The organism is Aminobacter sp. MDW-2 (assembly GCF_014250155.1).
GTDB classification, from domain to species: domain Bacteria; phylum Pseudomonadota; class Alphaproteobacteria; order Rhizobiales; family Rhizobiaceae; genus Aminobacter; species Aminobacter ciceronei.
This window is the reverse complement of record NZ_CP060197.1, coordinates 786899-806776: the sequence shown is the minus strand read 5'-3', so window position 1 is coordinate 806776 and position 19878 is coordinate 786899. Positions and strand designations below refer to the sequence as shown.

Genomic DNA, 19878 nt, shown 5'->3' with positions numbered 1-19878 from the left:
TGCCAGCAGTGAGCGGTCGAGCGGTGCTGGGACAAGCATTTCGGCTTGATTCCCCTGATGCGATGATGTGAAGCCAGACGGACTTGATTTGAGACTGGAACGAAAGGTCGCGCCATGCAGCTGAAACCCACCCGCAAGGTGATCATCGACACCGATCCCGGCATCGACGATGCAGTGGCGATCCTGCTGGCGCTGAAGTCGGCCGAGTTCGACGTCATCGGAATCACGACGGTCGCCGGCAACATCGGCATTGCAACGACGACGCGCAATGCCGGCCGCATCCTCGCGCTTGAGGGCCGGGTCGACGTGCCTGTCATCGCCGGTGCCGCCGGGCCGCTGTCGCGCAAGGGTTTCGACACCGCCGACATTCACGGCAATGACGGCCTCGGCGGTGTGGCCTTCCCCGATGCGCTTTCACAGCCCGTGGCCGGCGACGCAGTCACCTGGTTGCGCGACACGCTCCGGGCCGCGGAAACCGGCAGCATCGACATCCTGGCGCTCGGCCCGCTGACCAACATCGCTCGCCTGGTTACCGAGTACCCGGAGGCCGCTGGCCGCATCGGCCGCGTCATCGCCATGGGTGGTGCGGTGCACGAGCCGGGCAATATCGGCCCGCGCGCCGAGTTCAACATCGCCGCCGATCCGGAGGCCGCCGAGATCGTCTTTGGCGCCGGGCTCGACATGACGCTGATCCCGCTCGACGTTACCCGCAAGGTCCGCGCCACGCGCGACGACACGGCCATGCTGCAGGCATCCGATGTACCGGCGGCTGTCGCTTCGGGTGCGCTGATCGACGCCTATTTCCAGTCGACCACTGGCGGCGAAAGCCGGCCGCTGCACGACCCCTGCGTGATGCTGCTGGCGCTGGACGAAGAATTGTTTGGCTGCGAGACGCTGAAGCTGGCGGTCGACACCGGCACGACTCGCGATGCGGGCGCGCTGACGGTTTCAGAAGATGGGGCTGCGGTTTCGGTGGCATTGAAGGTCGAGAGCGCTGCGGTGCTGAAGCTGCTCTATGCCAGGCTGAAGGCGGAGTAGCGCTTCGTAGCAGAAGGGAAGGCCCCCTCTCCGTCACGGCTTTGCCGTGCCATCTCTCCCCCCCCACTTCGTGGGGGTGAGGAACCCAAGTTCTGAGGTCCGGATATCGTTGCTGCAGCAAAGCTTGGTTCATTCTGGGTGAACCTATGTGTTCAGGGCATCGCTGGCGATTAGCATTTCCTCGCCCCACGAAGTGGGGAGAGGTGGCACGGGGAAGCCGTGACGGAGAGGGGGCTTTCAGCGCGCGCTGACGACCAACAATTACGCCGCCAGCTCCTGCTCGACCAGCGTCGTCCAGAACTTCACGCCGCTCGCCAGTGCGTCGTCGTTGAAGTCGTAGTGGCTGTTGTGGTGCAGGGCGCCGTCGACGGCGGGGCCGTTGCCGAGCCAGACATAGGCGCCGGGCACTTCCTGGCTGAACATGGCGAAGTCGTCGCCGGCGGTCGATGGCGGAAACTCGGTCATCACCTTGTCGATGCCCAGGGCCGCCTGGGCCGCAGCCAGCGCGCGGCGTGTCGCGTCCCTGTCGTTCACCACGGGTGGCATCTGGCGGAAGTAGCGATACTCTGCCTCGATGCCGTAGAGCTTCGCCGAGCCCTCGGCCAGCGCGCCGATCTCTTTTTCCAGCTGGTCGCGCACGGCGGCCGAATAGGCGCGCGAGGTGCCGCCGATCTTGACCAGATCGGGGATGACGTTGAGCGCCTCGAAGCTGCCCGCTTCCATGGCGCAGGCGCTGACCACCGCCGGCTGGAGGGGATCGACGCGGCGTGCGACGATGGTGTGGAGTGCTGTCAGGAACTGGCCGGCTGCCGTCATCGCGTCGCGGCCGAGATGCGGCTTGGCGCCATGGGTGCCGATGCCCTTGAAGGTGACGGTCCAGCGGTCGGACGAGGCGAGCTGCGGCCCTGAAACAACCGCCATGCTATCGGTGGCGATGCCGGGCATGTTGTGCAGACCGTAGACGGCATCGACCGGAAACTGCTTGAAGAAACCGTCCTCGATCATCGCCTTGGCGCCGCCACGACCTTCCTCGGCCGGCTGGAAGATGAAATGCACAGTGCCGGAAAAGCTCTTGCGACGGGCGAGTTCGCGGGCGGCACCCAAAAGCATGGCGGTATGGCCGTCATGGCCGCAGGCGTGCATCTTGCCTGACACGGTCGACTTGTAGGCCCGGTCTTCGGCCATCTCGGGCATGGCGAGCGCGTCCATGTCGGCGCGCAACGCGATGCGCCGCGAGCCGTCGCCGAGCTTCAGCGTGCCGACGACGCCGGTCTTGCCGAGCCCGGTCTGCACCGAGATGCCGGCCTCGGCCAGCATCTTCTGCACGATGCCTGATGTGCGTAGTTCCTCGAAGCCCAGCTCGGGATGGGCGTGGATGTCGCGGCGCAGCGCCGTCAGCAGCTCGATTTCGCCCTTGTCGTGCCCGGCCGTCGATGTCATCACGCAAACTCCGTTCGGCCCGGTTCTGCAATCTCAGGCGCCCAGGGCCATCGGCGCCGCATGTCCCCTTCTGCAACAGAAAGGCCCGTTGTGCCACTCGCTCCGCATCAATTCTGGCAGACAGTTTATCCCGCGGACACGTTCGACGCTGCACCGGCGGACGGCTTCCACGACCTCTATCCGGCATCGCTGCCCGACGGACGTCAGATCGCGCTGCCCGTCCGCGTCCTGCCGGGCGACGGTAGCCAGGCAGTGGCCTCGATGATCGTCAACCAGGCGAGCTTCGCCGTCGAGGATGCGCTGTCGGATGCCATGGCGGCCCATGCCCGGGTCTACGCGCCCGAGGTCGTCATCGGCGTGCCGACGCTCGGCCTGCCTTTGGCCAATGGCGTTGCCCGGCGTCTCGGGCATGACAGGATGGTGGCGCTCGGGACGTCGCGAAAGTTCTGGTACAGCGAGGACCTGTCCGAGCCGATGAGCTCGATCACCAGTCCGGAGCACGCCAAGCGGCTTTATCTCGACCCGCGCATGCTGCCGCTGCTCGAGGGACGGCGAGTGCTGGTCGTCGACGATGTGATAAGCTCCGGCACCTCGATGCTGGCGGTGCTGAAGTTGCTGGCCAAGGCCGGCATGCGGCCGGCCGCCGCCGTCTTCGGCATGCTGCAGGGCGACGTCTGGCGCCGGGCGATCACCGAGCTCGATGCCAGCTACATCGCCCATATCCACGGCGCCATTACCTCGCCGCGCCTCAGCCGCAGCTCCAGTGGCGGCTGGTTCCCGAAGCAGGACTAGGCTTCACCCACGCGGTTGTTCCAGGCGCCTGCTTGCGACGTTCCGGTCGGGCACATCGCGCCAAGATGCTGCCTGCTGGAACGCCCATTGTTATCAGTTGGATGCCTTGGCCTCCGAGACCAACACCGGGTCATTGCGGTAGCGATCCGGGAACAGGCGCTTGAGGTTCTCGATCTTCGGCAGGTCGTTGTAGACGATGTAGGGGTAGGTCGGGTTCAGGCTCAGGAAGTCCTGATGATAGTCCTCGGCCTTGTAGAAGGCGCGTCCGGGTTCGATCGTCGTCGCGATCGCCGCGTCGAAGACCTTGGCCTTGTCGAGCTGTGCGACATAGGCCTTGGCAACTCTCGCCTGTTCGGCATCGGTCGGGAAGATGGTCGACCGGTATTGCGTGCCGGTATCTGGACCCTGGCGGTTGAGCTGGGTCGGGTCATGCGCGACCGAGAAATAGACCTGCAGGATCCGACCATAGCTGATCTTGTGCGGGTCGAAGGTGACCTTGACCGCCTCGGCATGGCCGGTCGAGCCGGTGCCGACGACGTTGTACTGAGCCGTCTGCTTGTCGCCGCCGGCATAGCCTGACACGGCGTTCGTGACGCCCTCGACGTGCTGGAACACACCTTGCACACCCCAGAAGCAGCCGCCTGCGAGTACCGCCACCTCCGAATTGCCTTGCGCAGTCGCGTCGATCGCCGGCGGCGGAATCTTTATCCCCTCCTGCGCCACGCCAGGGGTCGTCAGAGCCCAGGCGCCAAATACGGCAGCCGCGACCGAAAGCCAGAATGCCGGGCGACAGCCGGCAACGGTCCGTCTTGCCGCAACGAGTTTCCTTGTCATCGAACTACTCCCGTTTGTCGTTCCTGGGCCATGCCGCTTGCGGGACGCCCGGGGACCTGTTCGGCCCGCCAGTAGAGGATACGGAGATGGAGGTGGCTTTGTTACGCGATATCGCCGTGGGTCACGCGCATTTGACTGCTGCGCCGGTCAGGCCGGCGGTCGCGAGTCGGTGTCCGGCAAAGGGCTACCGACCGTTTCAATCCCTGCAACCTCCGTTCATCAGGGCAAAACGCCGACACCATTCCGAGGCAGTTGATCTCACCGCGAACTTACGTTATCACGATGATGGTTTGATCAAATGAGCGCGAAAGGCAGAGGCGACCAATGACCCGAAAAGCGATCTATTCAGGTTCTCCCTTCGAGGAACTGGCTGGCTACTCACGAGCCGTGGTCGATGGCGACTGGATCTTCGTTTCGGGTACGGCGGGATACGATCCCGAGATCGGCGGCTTCGACCCGGACGCGGCGGTGCAGACGCGCCGCGCGCTCGACATCATCGCCGCCGCTCTGGCCGAGGCGGACTCCAGCATGCGCGACATCGTGTCGGTGCGCGTCAATCTTGCCAGCCGCGACGACGTCAGTGCCGTCTCGCGCCTGCTCGGCCAGACCTTCTCCGATCCGCGCCCGACCAACACCACCGTCATCGTCGGTTTCGCCGTCGAGGAGATCAAGGTCGAGCTCGAGGTCATCGCGCGGCGTCAGGCCGACACCGCTGCAGATGTTGCCAAGGTGGGACAATGAGGCGGGTCGCGCGGCGTATCTCCGGGACGCCACAGAAATCATTCGGCATGTACCAGAAGGCTGCGGCACTCGCCGGCAGCGGGCGCGACCTCATCCATCTCGAACTCGGCCGCCCGGCGGCCGACACGCCCGAACACATCAAGCAGGCGACGATCGCGGCGATCCTGGCCGGCGACGTCCACTACAGCGACCTCAAAGGCACCGCGAGCTTTCGTGAGGCGCTCGCCGAAAAGCTGCGCAACCAGAACGGCATGGATGTGAGCGCAGCCGACATCCTGGTCACCAATGGCCTGACGCATGCCTCGTTCGCGGCGTTCCTTGCCTTGCTCGATCCGGGCGACGAAGCGATCCTGCTCGACCCATTCTATCCCCAGCACATCGGCAAGATCGAACTGGCCGGCGCCAGACCGGTGTTCGTGACGCTGGATGCAGCCGACGACTTCGCCCTCAGGCCCGAGCTGATCGAGGCCGCCATCACCGAGCGCACCCGGATGATCGTGCTGGTCAATCCGGTCAACCCGACCGGCCGCGTCTACTCGCGCACCGAGCTCGAGGGCCTCGCCGAACTGGCGATCCGGCGCGACCTGCTCGTCGTCTCCGACGAGGTCTACGAAGACATGGTCTATGATGGCCGCGAGCATGTCAGCATCGCGGCACTGCCCGGCATGGCCGAGCGCACCATCACCGCTTTTGCATTCACCAAATCCTTTGCCATGGATGGGTGGCGTCTCGGTTACATGGCAGCCCCTTCCTGGGCGATGCCCGGGCTGCTGAAGATCACCGCCAACGACGCCACCCACGTCAATACATTTATCCAGGCCGGTGGTCGTGCCGCGATCACCGGCCCTTCCGCAGTGCTTGCCGAACTGGTCGACCACGACCGCCAAAAGCGCGATCTCGTCGTTCGCCGCCTGAACCAGATGCCGGGTGTGAAGTGCCCGTCGCCGCAAGGCGCCATCTACGCCTTCCCCGACATCTCGGCCTTCGGCATCCCGTCGCAGGCGCTGGCGGAGAGGATCCTCGACGAGGCGGATGTGGTCGTCGAGGCCGGCAGCTTCTATGGTCGGTCGGGCGAAGGCCATCTTCGCGTCTGCTTCGGCTCCGAAAGCCTCGAGCGGCTGGACGAAGGCATGGATCGGCTGTCCAGGTTCTTCAACAATCTATGGGACGGCCGCGATGGCGCGCCGGCCAGCGGCGAAAGGCGGGGCAGCGCATGACACAGACCGGCGATGTCATCCTGCAGACCCGGGGCCTCTCGAGGAGCTTCGGCGCGCTCAAGGCCGTGGACGGTGTCGACATTTCGGTCAAGGCGGGCCAGATCACCGGCCTGATCGGTCCCAACGGTGCCGGCAAGAGCACGTTGTTCGGCCTCGTTGCCGGCGAAGTCCAGCCGAGCGCCGGCGAGGTGATCTTCGACGGCAAGCCCATTTCGGGCCTCAGGCCCGACAGGATCTTCCGCGCCGGCCTGGCGCGGACCTTCCAGATCCCGCGGCCGTTTCCCCAGATGTCGGTACTCGAGAACGTCATGCTGTCGGCCACCGCTCAGTCGGGCGAGACATTCTGGAACAACTGGTTCCGCAGCGGCCTTGTCGCCGCCGAGGAGCGCCGCTCCCGCGAACGGGCGATGGAGGTGCTCGCCTTCACCGGCCTCGCCGACAAGGCGCGCGACCTCGCCGGGGTGCTTTCGGGCGGCCAGCAAAAATTGCTCGAACTTGCCCGCGTCATGATGGTCGATCCGCCGCTCATCCTGCTCGACGAGCCGACGGCCGGCGTCAACCCGACGCTCATCGAGACGCTGATCGACAAGATCGTGGCGCTGAACGAACGTGGCGTCGCCTTCCTCATTGTCGAGCACAACATGGACATGGTGATGCGCATCTGCCGCCACATCGTGGTGATGGCGCAGGGCCGGGTGATCTTCGAAGGTGACCCGGCCGGCGTGATGAAGGAGCAGCGCGTCGTCGACGCCTATCTCGGTGACGTCAGTGTGGGAGAACTGGCATGAGCGCACCCGTCTGCGAGGCGCGCAACCTGCGCGCCAGCTATATCCCCGGCATGCCGATCGTCTTCGACATCTCGGTCATCGTCGATGCCGGCGAACTGGTCACGCTGATCGGCCCGAACGGGGCCGGCAAGTCGACTTTCCTCAAGGCGTTGGCCGGCCTGGTGCTGGTCGAGGGCGGCGAGGTCAGGCTCGGCGGCCAGCGCATTTCCGGGCTGCCGACGCATGAGATCATCGCCGCGGGCGTCGGTTTCGTGCCGCAGACCAGCAACGTCTTTTCGTCGCTGTCGATCGAGGACAATCTGATCAGCGGCGGCCACACCTTGCCGCGTTCGCTGTTGCGCGAACGCGTGCAACGGGCCTTCGAGCATTTTCCTGCTCTGGCGGATCGCCGCCGCGCCGCTGCCAACGTGCTGTCGGGCGGCCAGCGCCAGATGCTCGCGGTGGCACGCGCGCTGATGACCGACCCGCGCGTCATCATGCTCGACGAGCCCACGGCTGGCCTGGCGCCCAAGATCGTGCACGAGGTGCTCGACGACCTGCGCCGCCTCGCCAAGAGCGGGGTCGCGGTGCTGATGGTGGAGCAGAATGCCAAGGCGGCACTTCGGGTTTCCGACCGTGCCTATGTCCTGGTCGAGGGCCGCAACCACATGACGGGAACGGCGGCCGACCTGCTCGACAACGACGCCATTGCCGAAGCATTCCTGGGCTTCCGGAGGAAATCATGATCGGACAAGCCATCGCCGACGGTCTCTTGACCGGCGGTATCCTCGCGCTCGGGGCAATCGGCTATTCGCTGTGCGCGCACATGCTGAAATTCGCCAACTTCGCCCATGCCGAAATGCTGACCTGGGGCGCCTACATGGCGCTTGCCGTCGTCACCGTCCTGCCCGCCGGTCAAGCCATCGGCCCGTTTTCCTTCGGCTGGCCGCTGCTCGTGGCAATCGTCGTCTCCTGCATCGGCACTGGGCTGATCGCCATCGCCGCCGACACGCTGGTGTTTTCCAGGCTCAGAAAGCGCCGCGCAAGCAGCCTGACATTGGTCTTCGCCAGCTTCGGCATCGCGCTGATCCTGCGCAATCTGGTGCTCTTCGTCTGGGGTGCCGACGCCCACTATTATGGCCAAGAGCTGCAGATCTCGCTGGAGATCCTGCCCAACGTCAGGATGATGCCCGACCAGGTGCTCGTCTTAGCGCTGACCGTGGCGCTGGTCGTGGCACTGCACCTGTTCCTGAAACACAGCCGCATCGGCGTCGCCATGCGATCGATGGCCGAGAACCCGGCATTGTCGCAGGTCTGCGGCATCGACATTGCCAAGGTGGTCCGCTGGACCTGGATGCTGAGCGGCGCCCTTGCCGCAATAGCCGGCGTATTTGCTGGCCTGACCGTGCAGATCCGTCCGGAGATGGGCTTCAACATGCTTCTGGCGCTGTTCACGGCGGCGATCCTCGGCGGTACCGGCAGCCTGTTTGGCGCGGTCGCCGGCGGCCTGATCGTCGGCCTCACCGAAAGCCTGTCGGCGCTGGTCATTCCGACCGGCTACAAGGCGGCGGTGCCCTTCGGCCTGCTGCTCATCATCCTCTATCTCAGGCCGCAGGGCCTGTTCTCCAGGTCGGCACGCGTGTGAGGCTCAGATGATCGGATTTGTTTCGTATCTCGTATTCTTCCTCACCGTTGCGCTGATACTCGGCATCGCGACGCTTGGGCTCAACTTGCAATGGGGCGGCACCGGCCTGTTCAACGCTGGTATCGTCGGCTTCTACGCCATCGGCGCCTACACCTTTGCGATCCTGACGGCACCACCGCGGCCGGAACTGCTTGGCAATTTCGAACTGCCCTGGATCGTCGGCGTGGTCGGCGCGATGGCTGCCGCAGCACTTGCGGCGCTCATCACCGGACTGGCAACGGTCCGGCTGCGCGGCGACTACCTCGCTGTCGCCACCTTCGGCATCGCCGTCACCATCCAGCTCGTCGCCACCAACTTCGAGGCACTGACCGGCGGCACGATGGGCATCGCCTCGATCCCCAACCCGTTCCGCGGCCTGTTTGCCACGCCGCTGGCCAACAATCTCGGCTACCTCGCCGTCATCGTTGCGATCCTTGCCGTCGCCTATGTCGCGCTTGAGCGCATCGCGCGATCGCCATGGGGACGCGTGCTCAAGGCAATTCGCGAGGACGAGGTCGCGGCCGAGACGCTGGGCAAGAACACCCGCAGCTTCCGCCTGCAGGCATTCGTCATCGGCTCGACGCTGATGGGCCTTGCAGGCGCGCTCTATGCCAGCTTCATCGGCTTCGTCAGCCCGTTCGACTTCCTGCCGATCCTGACCTTCCAGATCTGGGCGATGCTGATCATCGGCGGCAGCGGCAACAATCGCGGCGCCATCCTCGGCGCGATCGTCGTCTGGGGCATCTGGAGCGTCATCGGTGCTGTGGCGTCGAAGATGTTGCCGGTGCAGCTCCAGATCTATGGCGGTGCCGCCCAGGCGATGATCATCGGCCTGGCGCTGGTGCTGGTGCTTCTGCTGCGCCCACGCGGCCTGATCGGCGAGCAGCCGGTCACCTCGCGCCACGCCGTCTGAGTGGCCTGACAGCAAGGGCCGGCGCCGGCGCGCCGGCCCGTCAGTTCGTCTCGACAGTTTCCTTGCACAGGCGGCGCAGCAACGCCTGCGTCGTCTCGATGTCGCCCTTGATCGCCTTGGCGGCGCCACGCGCGTCACCGGCATCCATCGCCTCGATCAGGTCGCGATGGTGCGAGCTCGGCTGGTACTTGCCGGAGATCAGCACCGGCTCGATATGGCCGGACAACATGCGCATGTAGGGGCCGAAGCGCAGCCACAGGCTCTGGATGAACTGGATGATGACGGGCGAGCCGCAGCACTCGTAGATGGCGAAATGCAGCTCCTGGTTCCGGACCATCATGTCCTCGAGGTTGCGGTCGTTGGCGGCCGCCTCATGCTCTTCGACGAGATGCCGGAAGGTCTTTCGGTCGGCGGGCGTCGAACGCTCGGTGGCGAGCTTGGTCGCCAGCGTTTCCAGTGCGATGCGCGTCAGGCACAGATCGTCCAGGGCGGCCAGGCTGACGGTGGGAACCTGCGCCGAGCCGGTGGTCAGCACCACAAGCGCGTTTTCCGCGATCAGGCGACGCAGCGCCTCGCGCACCGGCATGTGGCTGGTCTTGAACGTGTCCGACAGCATGGCGATGGTCAGTGTCTGGCCGGGGTCGAAATGGCCAGACATCAGCGCCTTGCGCAGCTGGCGATAGATACCGTCCTGAATCGTCGAGCGCGACGACACGGGCTCCAGGAAATCGACGCTCATCCAGCATCCTTTTTTGATCAAACGATGAATTCGTACATAGCATAGAAATCGCGCCGTACGGTATCAAGCCGGCACGGCGCGCATGAACTGTTTGCCCGCGATGGCTCTACCAGTCGATCCTTTGGCCGAGGCCCCTGTCGGTCGCGTTCTTCACGGCGCGGATGGCCGCCGCTGCATCCTCCACGGCAATGCCGAGCGACTTGAACACCGTAAGCTCCCGCGGTGACGACCGCCCCGGATGCAATCCGGCAAGCACCTCGCCGAGCTCGGCACGGGCATGGTCGGGACCGATCACGCCGCGCTCGAGCGGCTGCAGCAGCTCGCCGCACTCGACGGCGGCCTGGCTGCGCGAATCGACGAAGAAGGCGGAAGTGGCGACGATGTCGTCGCCAAGCTCGCGGGCCGCGCGGTTGCTCGAGCCGACGGCATTGATGTGGCAGCCCGGCTTCAGCCAGCCGAGCTCGACGATAGGTTCCTTCGAGCCGGTCAAGGTGCAGACGACGTCGGCATCTGCGACCGCGGCCTGCGCGCTGTCGGCCACCGCGCCGCCGCTCTTGCGGGCAAGTTCCACGAGCTTGTCGCGCGAGCGGCCCCAGAGCACGAAGGCTGCGTCCGGTATGACATGGCGCAGTGCCTCGATATGCGTCTCGGCCTGCGTGCCGGTTCCGAGGATGGCAACCGTCCTGGCGCCGGGCCGGGCCAGGGTCGCGGTTGCCACGGCAGAGGTCGCGGCGGTGCGCCGGGCGGTGATTTCGGTGGCGTCGAGCACGGCGCGCAACTGGCCGGTTTCGCCGTCATTGAGCAGCACGGCGCCCTGGTGGTTGTCGAGGCCACGCGCCGCATTGTCGTGAGCGACCAGCACATCCTTCAGGCACCAGAGCTTCTCGCCGCCTGCTTGCGAGAATGTCGGCATCAGCCCCATCAGCACCTCGCCGGGGCCGGCATTGAGCTGCTGGCGCGGAAACAGCCGGTAGCTGCCGGTGGCAAAGTCCGACAACGCTGTACGCATCGCATCGATGCAGTCGGCCATGGGCAAGGCGGCGGCGACAGCCTGCCGGTTGAGGATCAGCATCGAAACGGCTCCTTTGCGAGGCCAGACAGAGATATGCCGCGCTAGCGGGCGATTACAATCCCTGGCGCCGGTCCTGCCACCTGGCCTGGGCGATGGCGACCGACGGGGCTGCAGCGGCGAAACTGCGAAACGGCAGGGCGCGCGGCGAAGCCTCGGGGATCGGCAACGCGTCGAGCGGCGTGCCTGACGCAGCGTCGGCCAGCACCTCGCCGAGCATGGCGGTCAAGGCGATACCTCGGCCGTTGCAGCCGATGCCGCCGATGAAGCGCGGGCCGAACTCATAGACATGTGGCAGGAAGTCAGTGGTCATGGCGGCGGTGCCGCGCCAGATGCTTTCGACGGCAGGCGGTCGCGGCAAGCCGAGCTCGGCCTGCAGGCGCCCGGCGACCATCGCGGCCATGCGCGCCTCGGCGCCAAGCGGAAGCATCGACATACCGCCGCTGATCAGCCGGTTCTCTCGGTCGAGCCTGAAGGTGAAGAGATTGGCACGCGTGTCGGCAACGGGGTTCCGCTCCGGCGAAATGCGCCGCACAGTGACCTCGTCGAGCGGGGCGGTGGCAATCTGATAGACGCGCAGCGGCACGACGATGCGGCCGAGGCGGCGGGCGGCGCCCTGTTCCGAGGCATTGGTGCACAGCAGGACCTTATCGGCGTCGATCGTGCTTTGTCCGCTGGTCAGCCGCCAGCCATCGTTCGACCGCTCCACGGCCTGGACAGGTGTGTGTTCGTGGATCGATGCGCCGGCCTTGATGGCAGCACTCGCCAATCCATAGGCGTAGTTGAGCGGGTGCAGTGTGCCGCCGCTCTCATCGATGAGGGCGCCGGCATTGTGCCTGAGGCCGGCGCGGCGGCGCGCCTCGCCGCCATTGAGCATGCGCACCGGACGGCCCAGTGCCTGCCAGGCCTGCGCCCGGCGTTCGAGGGTGCCGAGCATCGTTTCCGAATGCGCGACATGCATCCAGCCGACCTGCTCGGCATCGCAAGCGATGCCATGTTCGTGGATGGTCGCGTAGACGCGATCGGCGCCGCCACCGATCATCTGCAGCAGTCTGTAGCCGCGTTCCTCGCCAAGCTTGCCAACCACCGCCGCAGGGTCGGCCTTGGCGAAATTCGGCACCACGAAACCGGCATTGAGTCCGCTCGCGCCGCTGCCGATCGTCTCCGCCTCGAGCACGGCGACACGCGCGCCGCGTCGGGCGAGGTGGAGTGCAGCGGTCAGGCCGGTGAAGCCGGCGCCGATGATTGCCACGTCGACCTTGCTTGCAGCGCGCAAGGGCTGGGTGACGGGGGCCGGATTGGCGGTTTGCCACCACACAGTACGCATGTGTTGGTGCGGCGCGCTCTGTGCGGTGGTCATGATGTCGCGAAGTCCGGCAGGCAAAAGGCGGTGACAGGTGGAAGCGGACCGACAAAGGCGGCGATCTCTACAAGGCACGTCTGGGCGCTGCAGCCTTGCGACAGGCCGGACGCCGGCATGTCGAGCGTCAGCACGTTCGGGTTGCCGTGCTTTTCGAGCCCGGTCACGGGGTCCGGATCGAACCAGGCGCCGGTGTTGAGCCGCACCACGCCGGGCATGATGTCGCCGGTGATGGTGACGGCGGCCAGACAGCGGCCGCGGTCGTTGAACAGCTCGACGATCTGTCCTTGTTCCAGCCCGCGTTGCGCAGCATCCCGAGGGTTCATGTAGACCAGCTCGCGCCCATTCGACTTGCCGCCGGCGCTGTGGGGGCTGGCGTCGAGCTGGCTGTGCAGCCGGCGCGCCGGCTGGTCGGTCAGAAGGTGCAGCGGATATCTGGTGGCGAGCCCGGCGCCCAGCCACTCCACCGGTGCCATCCATGTCGCATGGCCGGGGCAGTCGTCCAGGCCGAAGCCGGCGATACGCTGCGAGAAGATCTCGATCTTGCCCGACGGTGTACCGAGCGGTTTGCGCTCCGGATCGGCGACGAAATCGGCAAGCATGGTGACCGGCTGGTCGAGCGGGGTCAGGTCGATCAGCCCGTCGCGCCAAAAGGTTTCGAAATCGGGCAGGTCGAGCCCGCGCGCGCGATTGAGTGGCCGGCATTCCTCGTAGAGCCGCGACAGCCAGCCCGTCGCGTCGAGCCCTTCGGAGAAGGTTTCGCCGCAGCCGAGCCGCTCGGCCAATTCGGCGAAGATGGCGTAGTCGTCGCGCGCCTCTCCCGCCGGCGGCACTGCTTGCTTCATGGCAACGATGAAGGCCTCCAGCGTGGCGGAACCGATATCGTCGCGTTCGAGCGAGATTGTCGCCGGCAAGACGATATCGGCGCGCTTGGCCGTCGGCGTCCAGTACTGCTCGTTGACGATGACTGTGTCGGGCTTCTGCCAGGCCTTGAGCAGGCGGTTGAGATCCTGGTGATGGTGGAACGGGTTGCCGCCGGCCCAATAGATCAGGTGGATGTCAGGGTAATTCTGCGTCTTGCCGTTGTAGGTGAAGGGCGCGCCGGGATTGAGCAGCATGTCGGCGATGCGGGCGACCGGAATGAAGTCGGGAATGCCCGGCTTGAGCTGCGACAGCGTCGGCCCCTTGATGCGGGTGTGGGCGCTGCCGACAAGATTTGCCGCGCCATAACCGACGCCGAAACCGCCGCCAGGCTTCCCGATCTGGCCGAGCATTGCCGCCAGCGTCACCACCATCCAGTAGGGTTGTTCGCCATGGCTGGCGCGCTGCATCGACCACGAAACATTGAGCATCGTGCGTGCCGATGCCATATGGCGGGCAAGATCGACGATGGTTCCGGCAGGCACGCCGCTGATCTCTTCGGCCCATTCGGGTGTCTTCGGCACACCGTCGGTGGCTCCGGTGAGGTAGGGGACGAAGTTCTCGAAACCCGTGCAGCAGCGGTCGAGGAAGGCCTCGTCGTGCAGGTCTTCGCTGTAGAGTACCCAGGCCAGCGCCAGCATCAGGGCGGTGTCGGTGTTGGGTCGGCAGGCGATCCATTCGGCCGCATCGGAGACGGCGCCGAAATTGTCGCGCACCGGGCCGATATTGACGAAGCGGGTGCCGGCCGCGCGCATGCCGGCAAGGCCCGCCGGCACGCCGTGCAGGGCGACGCCGCCGGCATTGATCTGCGCATTCTTGACCGGCACGCCGCCGAAGCTGACGAACAGCTCGCAATGCGCGGCCAGCGTGTCCCAGGAGGAATGGCCGGCCATCAGTTCGTCCATGCTGGCCACGATATGCGGCAGCACGACGTTGGCAGCGCCCAGGCTGTAGGAATCGACATGCCGGACATAGCCGCCGGCGGCATTCAGGAAGCGGTGCACCTGGCTTTGCGCGTGGTGAAAGCGGCCGGCACTCGACCAGCCATAGGAGCCACCGAAGATCGACGCATTGCCGTGGCTCGTCCGGACCCGGTCGATCTCGGCGGCTGCGAGGTCGAGGGCGAGGTCCCATTCGACCTCGACGAAGGGATCGCTGCCGCGTCGTTCCGCTGCAGTGCCAGGGCCGTGATCGAGCCAGCTCTTGCGTATCGCCGGGCGCCGGACCCGGAGCCTGTCGAGCGCCGGGTCGAGTTGGTAAAGGCCGATCGGGCTCGGGTCCCGATCGCGCCTGAACGGCTTGAGGGCGGGCAAGCCGTTCCCGCGGGGTTCGACCTCGTAGGTGCCCCAATGGGAAAGCGTGTAGCTGGTCATGCCCGTCCCGTACCTGTTGCTGCTGCCTTAGCCGTCGATTTCCGCCAGCAGCTTCGCCATATCCTCGGCGCTGATGGTCTTGTCGATGACCAGTTCCTCGCCCTCGATGTGCCAGGTCAGCGCGGGGCCGCTGATGTCGCCGTTGATGTCGAACTCGATTGGACCGAGCGCGCCGACATACTTGATCGGCTTGCCGGCCTTGACCAGCTCCAGTGCCTTCTTGAACTCTGCCGGGCCGGTGCCGATGACCTCGCCGCCAGGCGTCTGGGTCTTGCGGATCGCATCGCGGATCGCAGGGCCGGACAGGTCGGGCGCGATGTTCATGGCAAGGCCGAGGATCGTTACGGCATCATATTCGTTGGAAATGCCAGGGCCGTCGGCGCTGATGTTGTAAGCCGCCTTGAACGCCGCCTTGAACTCGTCGAGCGTGGCGCTCTGGGTCGAGGTGTTGTCGGTGCCGAACGCCTTGGTCAGGTACTTGGCGCCGACCGCCTTGACGAAGTCGGGGCTGCGCAGCGCGTTGTTGAGGATCAGCTGCTGCGTGCCGCCGAGCGAGATCCATTCACGGGCGATGGTGGCGCCGTCCTGTGGGAAGGCGACGATGAACATCGCATCGGGCTTCTCGGCCAGCGCCGCCGAAACTTCGGCGCGATAAGACGCCTGGTTTTCGTTGAAGGCGACAGCCTTGACCACTTCGCCGCCGAACTTCTCGGTCGCCTTGGTGAAATCCTTGACCAGGCTCGCGCCGTAGTCGGTGTTCACATAGATCATCGCGATGCGCTTGAGGCCGCGGTCGGCCGCGATCTTGGCCGGCAGGTAGGAGAGGTTCTTGACCACCGGGAAGGTGCGAAAGAAAAAGCCGCCGGTCTTGCCTTCCTGCGCCATCGTCGTCAGCACCGGGGCCGACGAGCAGCAGGCGATCTGGGGGATCTGCGACGGAGCCGATACCGAGGTCAGGATCGGGATGGTGACGCCGCTGCCGATGCTCGCCGACAGTGCCTTCACGCCCTCGACATCGACGAGATATTTGGCGGCGTCGACGCCGACATTGGGCTGGCCCTGATCGTCGCGCAGAACGAACTCGACCTGGCAGCCCTTGACGCCGCCGCCTTCGTTGATGTTGGCGATGGCGAGCTGTGCGCTGTTGCCGATGGCCTTGCCCACCGCACCCATCGATCCCGTCAGCGACAGCACGCCGCCGATCTTGACCGGGCAAGCGGCGTCCTGGGCCATTGCCGAGGTGGTGGAAAATGCGGTGGCTGCAAGCAGGCTGGCCAGCATCAGGCCCTTGGTTTTGTTCATCAGTCCGTTCCCCTTGTTTGGATGATGGCAGCCGCGTGCTCGTCTCAGGCCTTGGTGCCTCGTTGGTCAAGCCGTCGCGGAAACGTTCCTCACTTCCATCATTTGATCATAAGCGCACAAAATTTTGCGGTTGTAAAGCGAGGCCGGAAGACGTGGAGTTGAGACCGAAACGGCGGAGGAAATGCCGAAATACGTGATTGTAATCAGACGTTTGATTTATTTAGCAGCGTCTTTCGTAGCCGCCTAACGCAGGAGAAAAGCGAAGCGTCCGATTTTCGGATTTTTGTCGAATTTGTGCCGGCTCGGAAAATTTTCACCTGCCCTGAAGGCGAAAGCAGGCACAATGCAGCGGCCTGCCGGGGTCAAAATCAGGCCCGCTGGCATCTCGACAGCTGCCCCTTGGTCAGTCAAACCGCGCCGAAACCATGCATGCGGGGATATTCGAGCTTGAAGGATGCCAGCCTTGTTGGCATCTAGGCAAAAATAATATTTGCAAATGCATATGACTTGATTAGGCTGAAACAAACCTGGCCTTCCGGACCGGGCAAAGAGGAGGAGAGCCAAGATGACAGCCAACCAGACGCTGGCGGATTTCGCGTCGGCAATCGCCACGGGCGCGGTCCAGATCGTCGACCTCACCGCACCGCTGGGGCCAGATACGCCGGTCCTGTACCTGCCGCCGGACTTCGCCAGGAACACGCCGAAGTTCAAGATGCACGAGATCTCGCGCTATGATGCCAACGGTCCGTGGTGGGCCTGGGGCTGGATGGAGCTCGGCGAGCACACCGGCACCCATTTCGATGCCCCGGTGCATTGGATCTCCGGCAAGGATGTCGCCCAGGGCACCACCGACACGGTGTCGCCGCAGTCATTCGTAGCACCTTGCGTCGTTATCGACTGTTCAAAGGAGGTCGCCGGCAATCCGGACTTCCTGCTGACCGCCGATGGCGTAAAGGCCTGGGAGGCGGTGCACGGTCAAATACCGCGTGGCGCCTGGGTGCTGATGCGCTCGGACTGGTATCCGCGCAACACTTCGTCCGAGGCCTTTCTGAACGCAGACGACAATGGCCCGCATACGCCCGGGCCGAGCGTCGACTGCGTTCGTCTGCTTGTCGAGCGCGGCGTGCTCGGTTTCGGCAACGAATGCGTCGGCACCGATGCCGGCAGCGCGGTGGCGATGGATCCGCCGTTCCCCGCGCACAGCTTGCTGCTCGAAGTCGGCAGCTACGGCCTCGCCAGCCTGTGCAACCTCGACAAGCTGCCGGCCACCGGTGCCGTTCTGGTCGTGGCGCCGCTCAAGATTGTCGGCGGCACTGGCAGCCCGGTGCGCGCCTTCGCGCTCGCGCCACGCGCCTGATCGAGCCTCAGTGGGGACTGCGGCGGCTCCCACCGCCGCTGTCGCCTCGAGATGGATGGGTACCAGCCATCACGAGGCGTAGGGCCGGGTTGCCTTGTGGCGCCCGGCCTTTTCATTTGATGCCAGGTGAGACGCTCTGGACGGTTGCCGGATAATCGGCTTCATGGCAATCCGGACAGCGTCGAACTCCATCGAGCCGAACGGGTAGCAATGGTCACGAAATACTTCACCGGGTCGTTCAGGGAAGCTGGAGATGGCAACCGTCTGCCCAGCCTCGGCGAAATCGGGCTCAACCGCTTTGCCCCGCACCTCATCAACCGCCTGTCGGCAAGCTACAACGCCAACCTGCAGGAACGGCTGCGCCCGCTCGACCTGACCACGCCGAAGATGCGGGCGATCGCCCTTCTGACGATCTCGCCCGGGCTTACCGTCAACGAGCTGTCATTCCTCGCGGTTGTCGAACAGTCGACGATGAGCCGTACGCTCGACGCGCTGGAGGAGCAGGGCTTTGTCCGGCGCCAGTCGCGCGCTGACGACATGCGCGTGCGCGAAGTGCACATCACCGACGCCGGCCGCGATGTCTTCCAGCAGTTCTGGCCGGTGCTGTTCGGCATCTTCTCGCAGCTGTTCGAGGGCATCGAGCCCGACGAATACGACGCTTTCATCGTCACGCTGCACAAGGTCCTGCGCAACATCGACCGGATCGGCGGCGGCGGTGACGCAACGGTCAAGAACGGCGACGGAAAGGCCGACGCCGAGACTTAAGCTACGGCGCGAGCGCGTCAGACGAAGCTGCGGACCGTCGCCAATGCGCCGTCGAGCGACTTGCCGGCCTCGTCCTGCAACGCCGCCTGCACGAGGCGCTTGAGCCAGGTTCCGCCATCCTCACGCCCCTTGAGCAGGGGCACTGCCGACAGCACCTTGTCGAACTTGCCCTGGCCGCGGCTGTGGGTGTCGGAATAGCCCTTCACCAGCCGACGGCTGCCGACCACCGCTGACGCCAGCTCATAATTGGCGGGCAGCAGGGATGACGCCATTTCCAGCCAGCTTGCGATATGCGCCATCTCGCGCTTGTGGCGCAGCATGGTGCGGCGTATCGGCTTCAGGCTGGAGAGCGCATAGAGGGCCAAAAACCAGCCGACGGTACCGGTGCGCACGCGCCGGCCCTTGCTGAACAGGCGCTCCAGCAACTTGAGCAGCGCCGGGCGGTTCTCGATGAACTGGCCGAGGGACGCCGGCATCGTGCCGACAACCTCCTCGGCGCGCGGGTGCATGTATTCGGTGGTGTAGACGAGTTGCTCGCCGGTAGCGCCGATCTCCTTGCGGACGCGTTCGAACCGCGTCGCGCGCGTCTTGAGGTCGGCGACCCGCACGACATCGTCATAGGCCATGGCGATGGCGAGATATTTGGCGATCTCCTGGCTGAAGCCGAAGTTCCTCGTTTCGCCGCCGGCGTTTCGGTCAAGCGTGAGCAGGCGCGACGCGGTGTCGAGATACTCCTCGGCATAACGCGGGTCCTGGAAGTCGACGAGCTTCTTCGCGCCGGCATAAAGCATCGGCGCCAGCACTGGCGGGAACTCGGAATGGATGCGGTCGAGCAGCCGGTCGAGCTTTGGATGGCCGACCGACAAAGGTGCGTCCGGCAGCAGCTTTTCAGGCTTCCTGGCCAGTTTATCAGGCGTGCCGTCGCGGGCTCTGTCGAATGCGGCGCCAAAGGCACGCAGGCTGGCCTCGACGCCCTTGCCGCCGGCGCGCACCGCAGCCTCGAAGGCCTGGCGCGTGAACGGCAGGACATTGGCGCCGGCCAAGGCGCCGAACATCGCCGACGAGATGACGCTGCCATTCTTTTCGGCCAGCGTCTGCATGTCGAAGACAATAGTCTTCCTGGCCGCGACGCCGAAAGCATCGGCGACGGCGAGCGGGTCGCCGGTGCCGTCGCCCGGCACTTCCTTTTCGCCGACCGCATAGGATCGATGCGTCGAGGCGATCAGCGTCGTCTTGTCCGGCGTGACCAGTCCACGCAGCATCGAGCGGCCGGCTTCCATGAATTCGGCTGCCAGCACGACATCGACGTCGCCGGGCGTCGGCATCAGTGACAGCACCGGCATCTGGCCGTCCTTCGGCTTGAGCATCTCGACATAATAGATCGTGGCACCGGTGCGCTGGGCAACACCGGGCACCGAGGTCGACTGGGCGACCCAGCCCTCGGCCTCGGCGAGCGCCACCACCCAGTCGGCGAGCACGCCGCCGCCTTGCCCGCCCATGGCGAGGATGGCAATCGAGATCGGCTTGTCGTCGGCGGCTATGGTGGTCATCGGACTGCTCATGTCG

General features: G+C 65.4%; 18 protein-coding genes. 10 read left to right on the top strand and 8 right to left on the bottom strand.

Annotation, left to right across the window (positions count from 1 at the left end):
* Positions 1 to 114 precede the first annotated feature (114 nt).
* Entirely contained in the window at positions 115 to 1038 is a 924-nt protein-coding gene (locus tag H5P29_RS03900; protein ID WP_154385226.1) for a nucleoside hydrolase, read from the top strand.
* Positions 1039 to 1299: 261 nt separating this feature from the next.
* Here H5P29_RS03900 and H5P29_RS03895 read toward each other — a convergent pair whose 3' ends face one another.
* Positions 1300 to 2478 carry a M20 aminoacylase family protein gene (locus H5P29_RS03895; RefSeq protein WP_154385225.1) on the bottom strand — a complete coding sequence of 393 codons (1179 nt, stop codon included), beginning with the start codon at positions 2476 to 2478 and terminating at the stop codon, positions 1300 to 1302.
* Between the two features lie 90 nt (positions 2479 to 2568).
* Here H5P29_RS03895 and H5P29_RS03890 point away from each other — a divergent pair, with 90 nt between their 5' ends.
* A complete protein-coding gene (locus H5P29_RS03890; RefSeq protein WP_083948332.1) occupies positions 2569 to 3270 on the top strand; it encodes a phosphoribosyltransferase in 702 nt (233 codons plus the stop codon).
* 93 nt (positions 3271 to 3363) lie between these two features.
* On the opposite strand, the gene msrA is transcribed toward H5P29_RS03890, so the two are convergent.
* Entirely contained in the window at positions 3364 to 4104 is a 741-nt protein-coding gene (msrA, locus tag H5P29_RS03885; RefSeq protein ID WP_154385224.1) for a peptide-methionine (S)-S-oxide reductase MsrA, read from the bottom strand.
* 324 nt (positions 4105 to 4428) lie between these two features.
* Here msrA and H5P29_RS03880 point away from each other — a divergent pair, with 324 nt between their 5' ends.
* Genes H5P29_RS03880 through H5P29_RS03855 form a run of 6 tightly spaced genes read left to right on the top strand, consistent with a single transcriptional unit; the run spans position 4429 to position 9426 of the window.
* Entirely contained in the window at positions 4429 to 4845 is a 417-nt protein-coding gene (locus H5P29_RS03880; RefSeq protein WP_154385223.1) for a Rid family hydrolase, read from the top strand.
* Positions 4842 to 6062 (top strand): pyridoxal phosphate-dependent aminotransferase, encoded by a 1221-nt coding sequence (locus H5P29_RS03875; protein ID WP_154385222.1) that lies wholly within the window; start codon positions 4842 to 4844, stop codon positions 6060 to 6062. Before H5P29_RS03880 ends, H5P29_RS03875 begins: the two co-directional genes overlap by 4 nt.
* Complete coding sequence (locus tag H5P29_RS03870) at positions 6059 to 6850, top strand: ABC transporter ATP-binding protein (protein ID WP_154385221.1); 792 nt, start codon at positions 6059 to 6061, stop codon at positions 6848 to 6850. Before H5P29_RS03875 ends, H5P29_RS03870 begins: the two co-directional genes overlap by 4 nt.
* A complete protein-coding gene (locus tag H5P29_RS03865; RefSeq protein WP_067955541.1) occupies positions 6847 to 7575 on the top strand; it encodes an ABC transporter ATP-binding protein in 729 nt (242 codons plus the stop codon). The genes H5P29_RS03870 and H5P29_RS03865 overlap by 4 nt, the downstream gene beginning before the upstream one ends.
* Complete coding sequence (locus H5P29_RS03860; RefSeq protein ID WP_154385220.1) at positions 7572 to 8474, top strand: branched-chain amino acid ABC transporter permease; 903 nt, start codon at positions 7572 to 7574, stop codon at positions 8472 to 8474. Before H5P29_RS03865 ends, H5P29_RS03860 begins: the two co-directional genes overlap by 4 nt.
* A 7-nt stretch (positions 8475 to 8481) precedes the next feature.
* Positions 8482 to 9426: a branched-chain amino acid ABC transporter permease gene (locus H5P29_RS03855; RefSeq protein WP_154385219.1), complete on the top strand. Its 945-nt coding sequence runs from the start codon at positions 8482 to 8484 to the stop codon at positions 9424 to 9426.
* Between the two features lie 40 nt (positions 9427 to 9466).
* On the opposite strand, the gene H5P29_RS03850 is transcribed toward H5P29_RS03855, so the two are convergent.
* From H5P29_RS03850 to H5P29_RS03830, 5 genes are all read right to left on the bottom strand, one after another.
* A complete protein-coding gene (locus H5P29_RS03850; protein ID WP_067955535.1) occupies positions 9467 to 10165 on the bottom strand; it encodes a GntR family transcriptional regulator in 699 nt (232 codons plus the stop codon).
* Between the two features lie 106 nt (positions 10166 to 10271).
* Positions 10272 to 11237, bottom strand: coding sequence for an ornithine cyclodeaminase family protein (locus H5P29_RS03845; protein ID WP_154385218.1), 966 nt, complete (start codon positions 11235 to 11237; stop codon positions 10272 to 10274).
* 52 nt (positions 11238 to 11289) lie between these two features.
* Positions 11290 to 12594: an FAD-binding oxidoreductase gene (locus tag H5P29_RS03840; protein WP_154385217.1), complete on the bottom strand. Its 1305-nt coding sequence runs from the start codon at positions 12592 to 12594 to the stop codon at positions 11290 to 11292.
* Complete coding sequence (locus H5P29_RS03835; RefSeq protein ID WP_154385216.1) at positions 12591 to 14888, bottom strand: molybdopterin guanine dinucleotide-containing S/N-oxide reductase; 2298 nt, start codon at positions 14886 to 14888, stop codon at positions 12591 to 12593. The genes H5P29_RS03840 and H5P29_RS03835 overlap by 4 nt, the downstream gene beginning before the upstream one ends.
* 27 nt (positions 14889 to 14915) lie before the next feature.
* Complete coding sequence (locus H5P29_RS03830; RefSeq protein WP_154385215.1) at positions 14916 to 16190, bottom strand: ABC transporter substrate-binding protein; 1275 nt, start codon at positions 16188 to 16190, stop codon at positions 14916 to 14918.
* A 565-nt stretch (positions 16191 to 16755) separates the two neighbouring features.
* On the opposite strand from H5P29_RS03830, the gene H5P29_RS03825 reads away from it, so the two are divergent.
* Positions 16756 to 17547 (top strand): cyclase family protein, encoded by a 792-nt coding sequence (locus tag H5P29_RS03825; protein WP_154385214.1) that lies wholly within the window; start codon positions 16756 to 16758, stop codon positions 17545 to 17547.
* A gap of 210 nt (positions 17548 to 17757) precedes the next feature.
* Positions 17758 to 18312, top strand: a complete 555-nt coding sequence (locus tag H5P29_RS03820) for a MarR family winged helix-turn-helix transcriptional regulator (RefSeq protein WP_154385213.1) — start codon at positions 17758 to 17760, stop codon at positions 18310 to 18312.
* Between the two features lie 17 nt (positions 18313 to 18329).
* Here the strand turns inward: H5P29_RS03820 and H5P29_RS03815 are convergent, their stop codons facing one another.
* Positions 18330 to 19862, bottom strand: a complete 1533-nt coding sequence (locus H5P29_RS03815; protein WP_246670767.1) for an indolepyruvate oxidoreductase subunit beta family protein — start codon at positions 19860 to 19862, stop codon at positions 18330 to 18332.
* Positions 19863 to 19878: the final 16 nt, after the last annotated feature.

Excerpts from the sequence above, each read along its gene's own strand:
- H5P29_RS03875 (WP_154385222.1), top strand. The coding sequence starts at position 4,842 with ATGAGGCGGGTCGCGCGGCGTATCTCCGGGACGCCACAGAAATCATTC.
- H5P29_RS03840 (WP_154385217.1), bottom strand. The coding sequence starts at position 12,594 with ATGACCACCGCACAGAGCGCGCCGCACCAACACATGCGTACTGTGTGG.
- H5P29_RS03880 (WP_154385223.1), top strand. The coding sequence starts at position 4,429 with ATGACCCGAAAAGCGATCTATTCAGGTTCTCCCTTCGAGGAACTGGCT.
- H5P29_RS03860 (WP_154385220.1), top strand. The coding sequence starts at position 7,572 with ATGATCGGACAAGCCATCGCCGACGGTCTCTTGACCGGCGGTATCCTC.
- H5P29_RS03820 (WP_154385213.1), top strand. The coding sequence starts at position 17,758 with ATGGTCACGAAATACTTCACCGGGTCGTTCAGGGAAGCTGGAGATGGC.
- msrA (WP_154385224.1), bottom strand. The coding sequence starts at position 4,104 with ATGACAAGGAAACTCGTTGCGGCAAGACGGACCGTTGCCGGCTGTCGC.
- H5P29_RS03895 (WP_154385225.1), bottom strand. The coding sequence starts at position 2,478 with ATGACATCGACGGCCGGGCACGACAAGGGCGAAATCGAGCTGCTGACG.
- H5P29_RS03815 (WP_246670767.1), bottom strand. The coding sequence starts at position 19,862 with ATGACCACCATAGCCGCCGACGACAAGCCGATCTCGATTGCCATCCTC.
- H5P29_RS03855 (WP_154385219.1), top strand. The coding sequence starts at position 8,482 with ATGATCGGATTTGTTTCGTATCTCGTATTCTTCCTCACCGTTGCGCTG.
- H5P29_RS03865 (WP_067955541.1), top strand. The coding sequence starts at position 6,847 with ATGAGCGCACCCGTCTGCGAGGCGCGCAACCTGCGCGCCAGCTATATC.
- H5P29_RS03830 (WP_154385215.1), bottom strand. The coding sequence starts at position 16,190 with ATGAACAAAACCAAGGGCCTGATGCTGGCCAGCCTGCTTGCAGCCACC.
- H5P29_RS03850 (WP_067955535.1), bottom strand. The coding sequence starts at position 10,165 with ATGAGCGTCGATTTCCTGGAGCCCGTGTCGTCGCGCTCGACGATTCAG.
- H5P29_RS03835 (WP_154385216.1), bottom strand. The coding sequence starts at position 14,888 with ATGACCAGCTACACGCTTTCCCATTGGGGCACCTACGAGGTCGAACCC.
- H5P29_RS03845 (WP_154385218.1), bottom strand. The coding sequence starts at position 11,237 with ATGCTGATCCTCAACCGGCAGGCTGTCGCCGCCGCCTTGCCCATGGCC.
- H5P29_RS03825 (WP_154385214.1), top strand. The coding sequence starts at position 16,756 with ATGACAGCCAACCAGACGCTGGCGGATTTCGCGTCGGCAATCGCCACG.
- H5P29_RS03900 (WP_154385226.1), top strand. The coding sequence starts at position 115 with ATGCAGCTGAAACCCACCCGCAAGGTGATCATCGACACCGATCCCGGC.
- H5P29_RS03870 (WP_154385221.1), top strand. The coding sequence starts at position 6,059 with ATGACACAGACCGGCGATGTCATCCTGCAGACCCGGGGCCTCTCGAGG.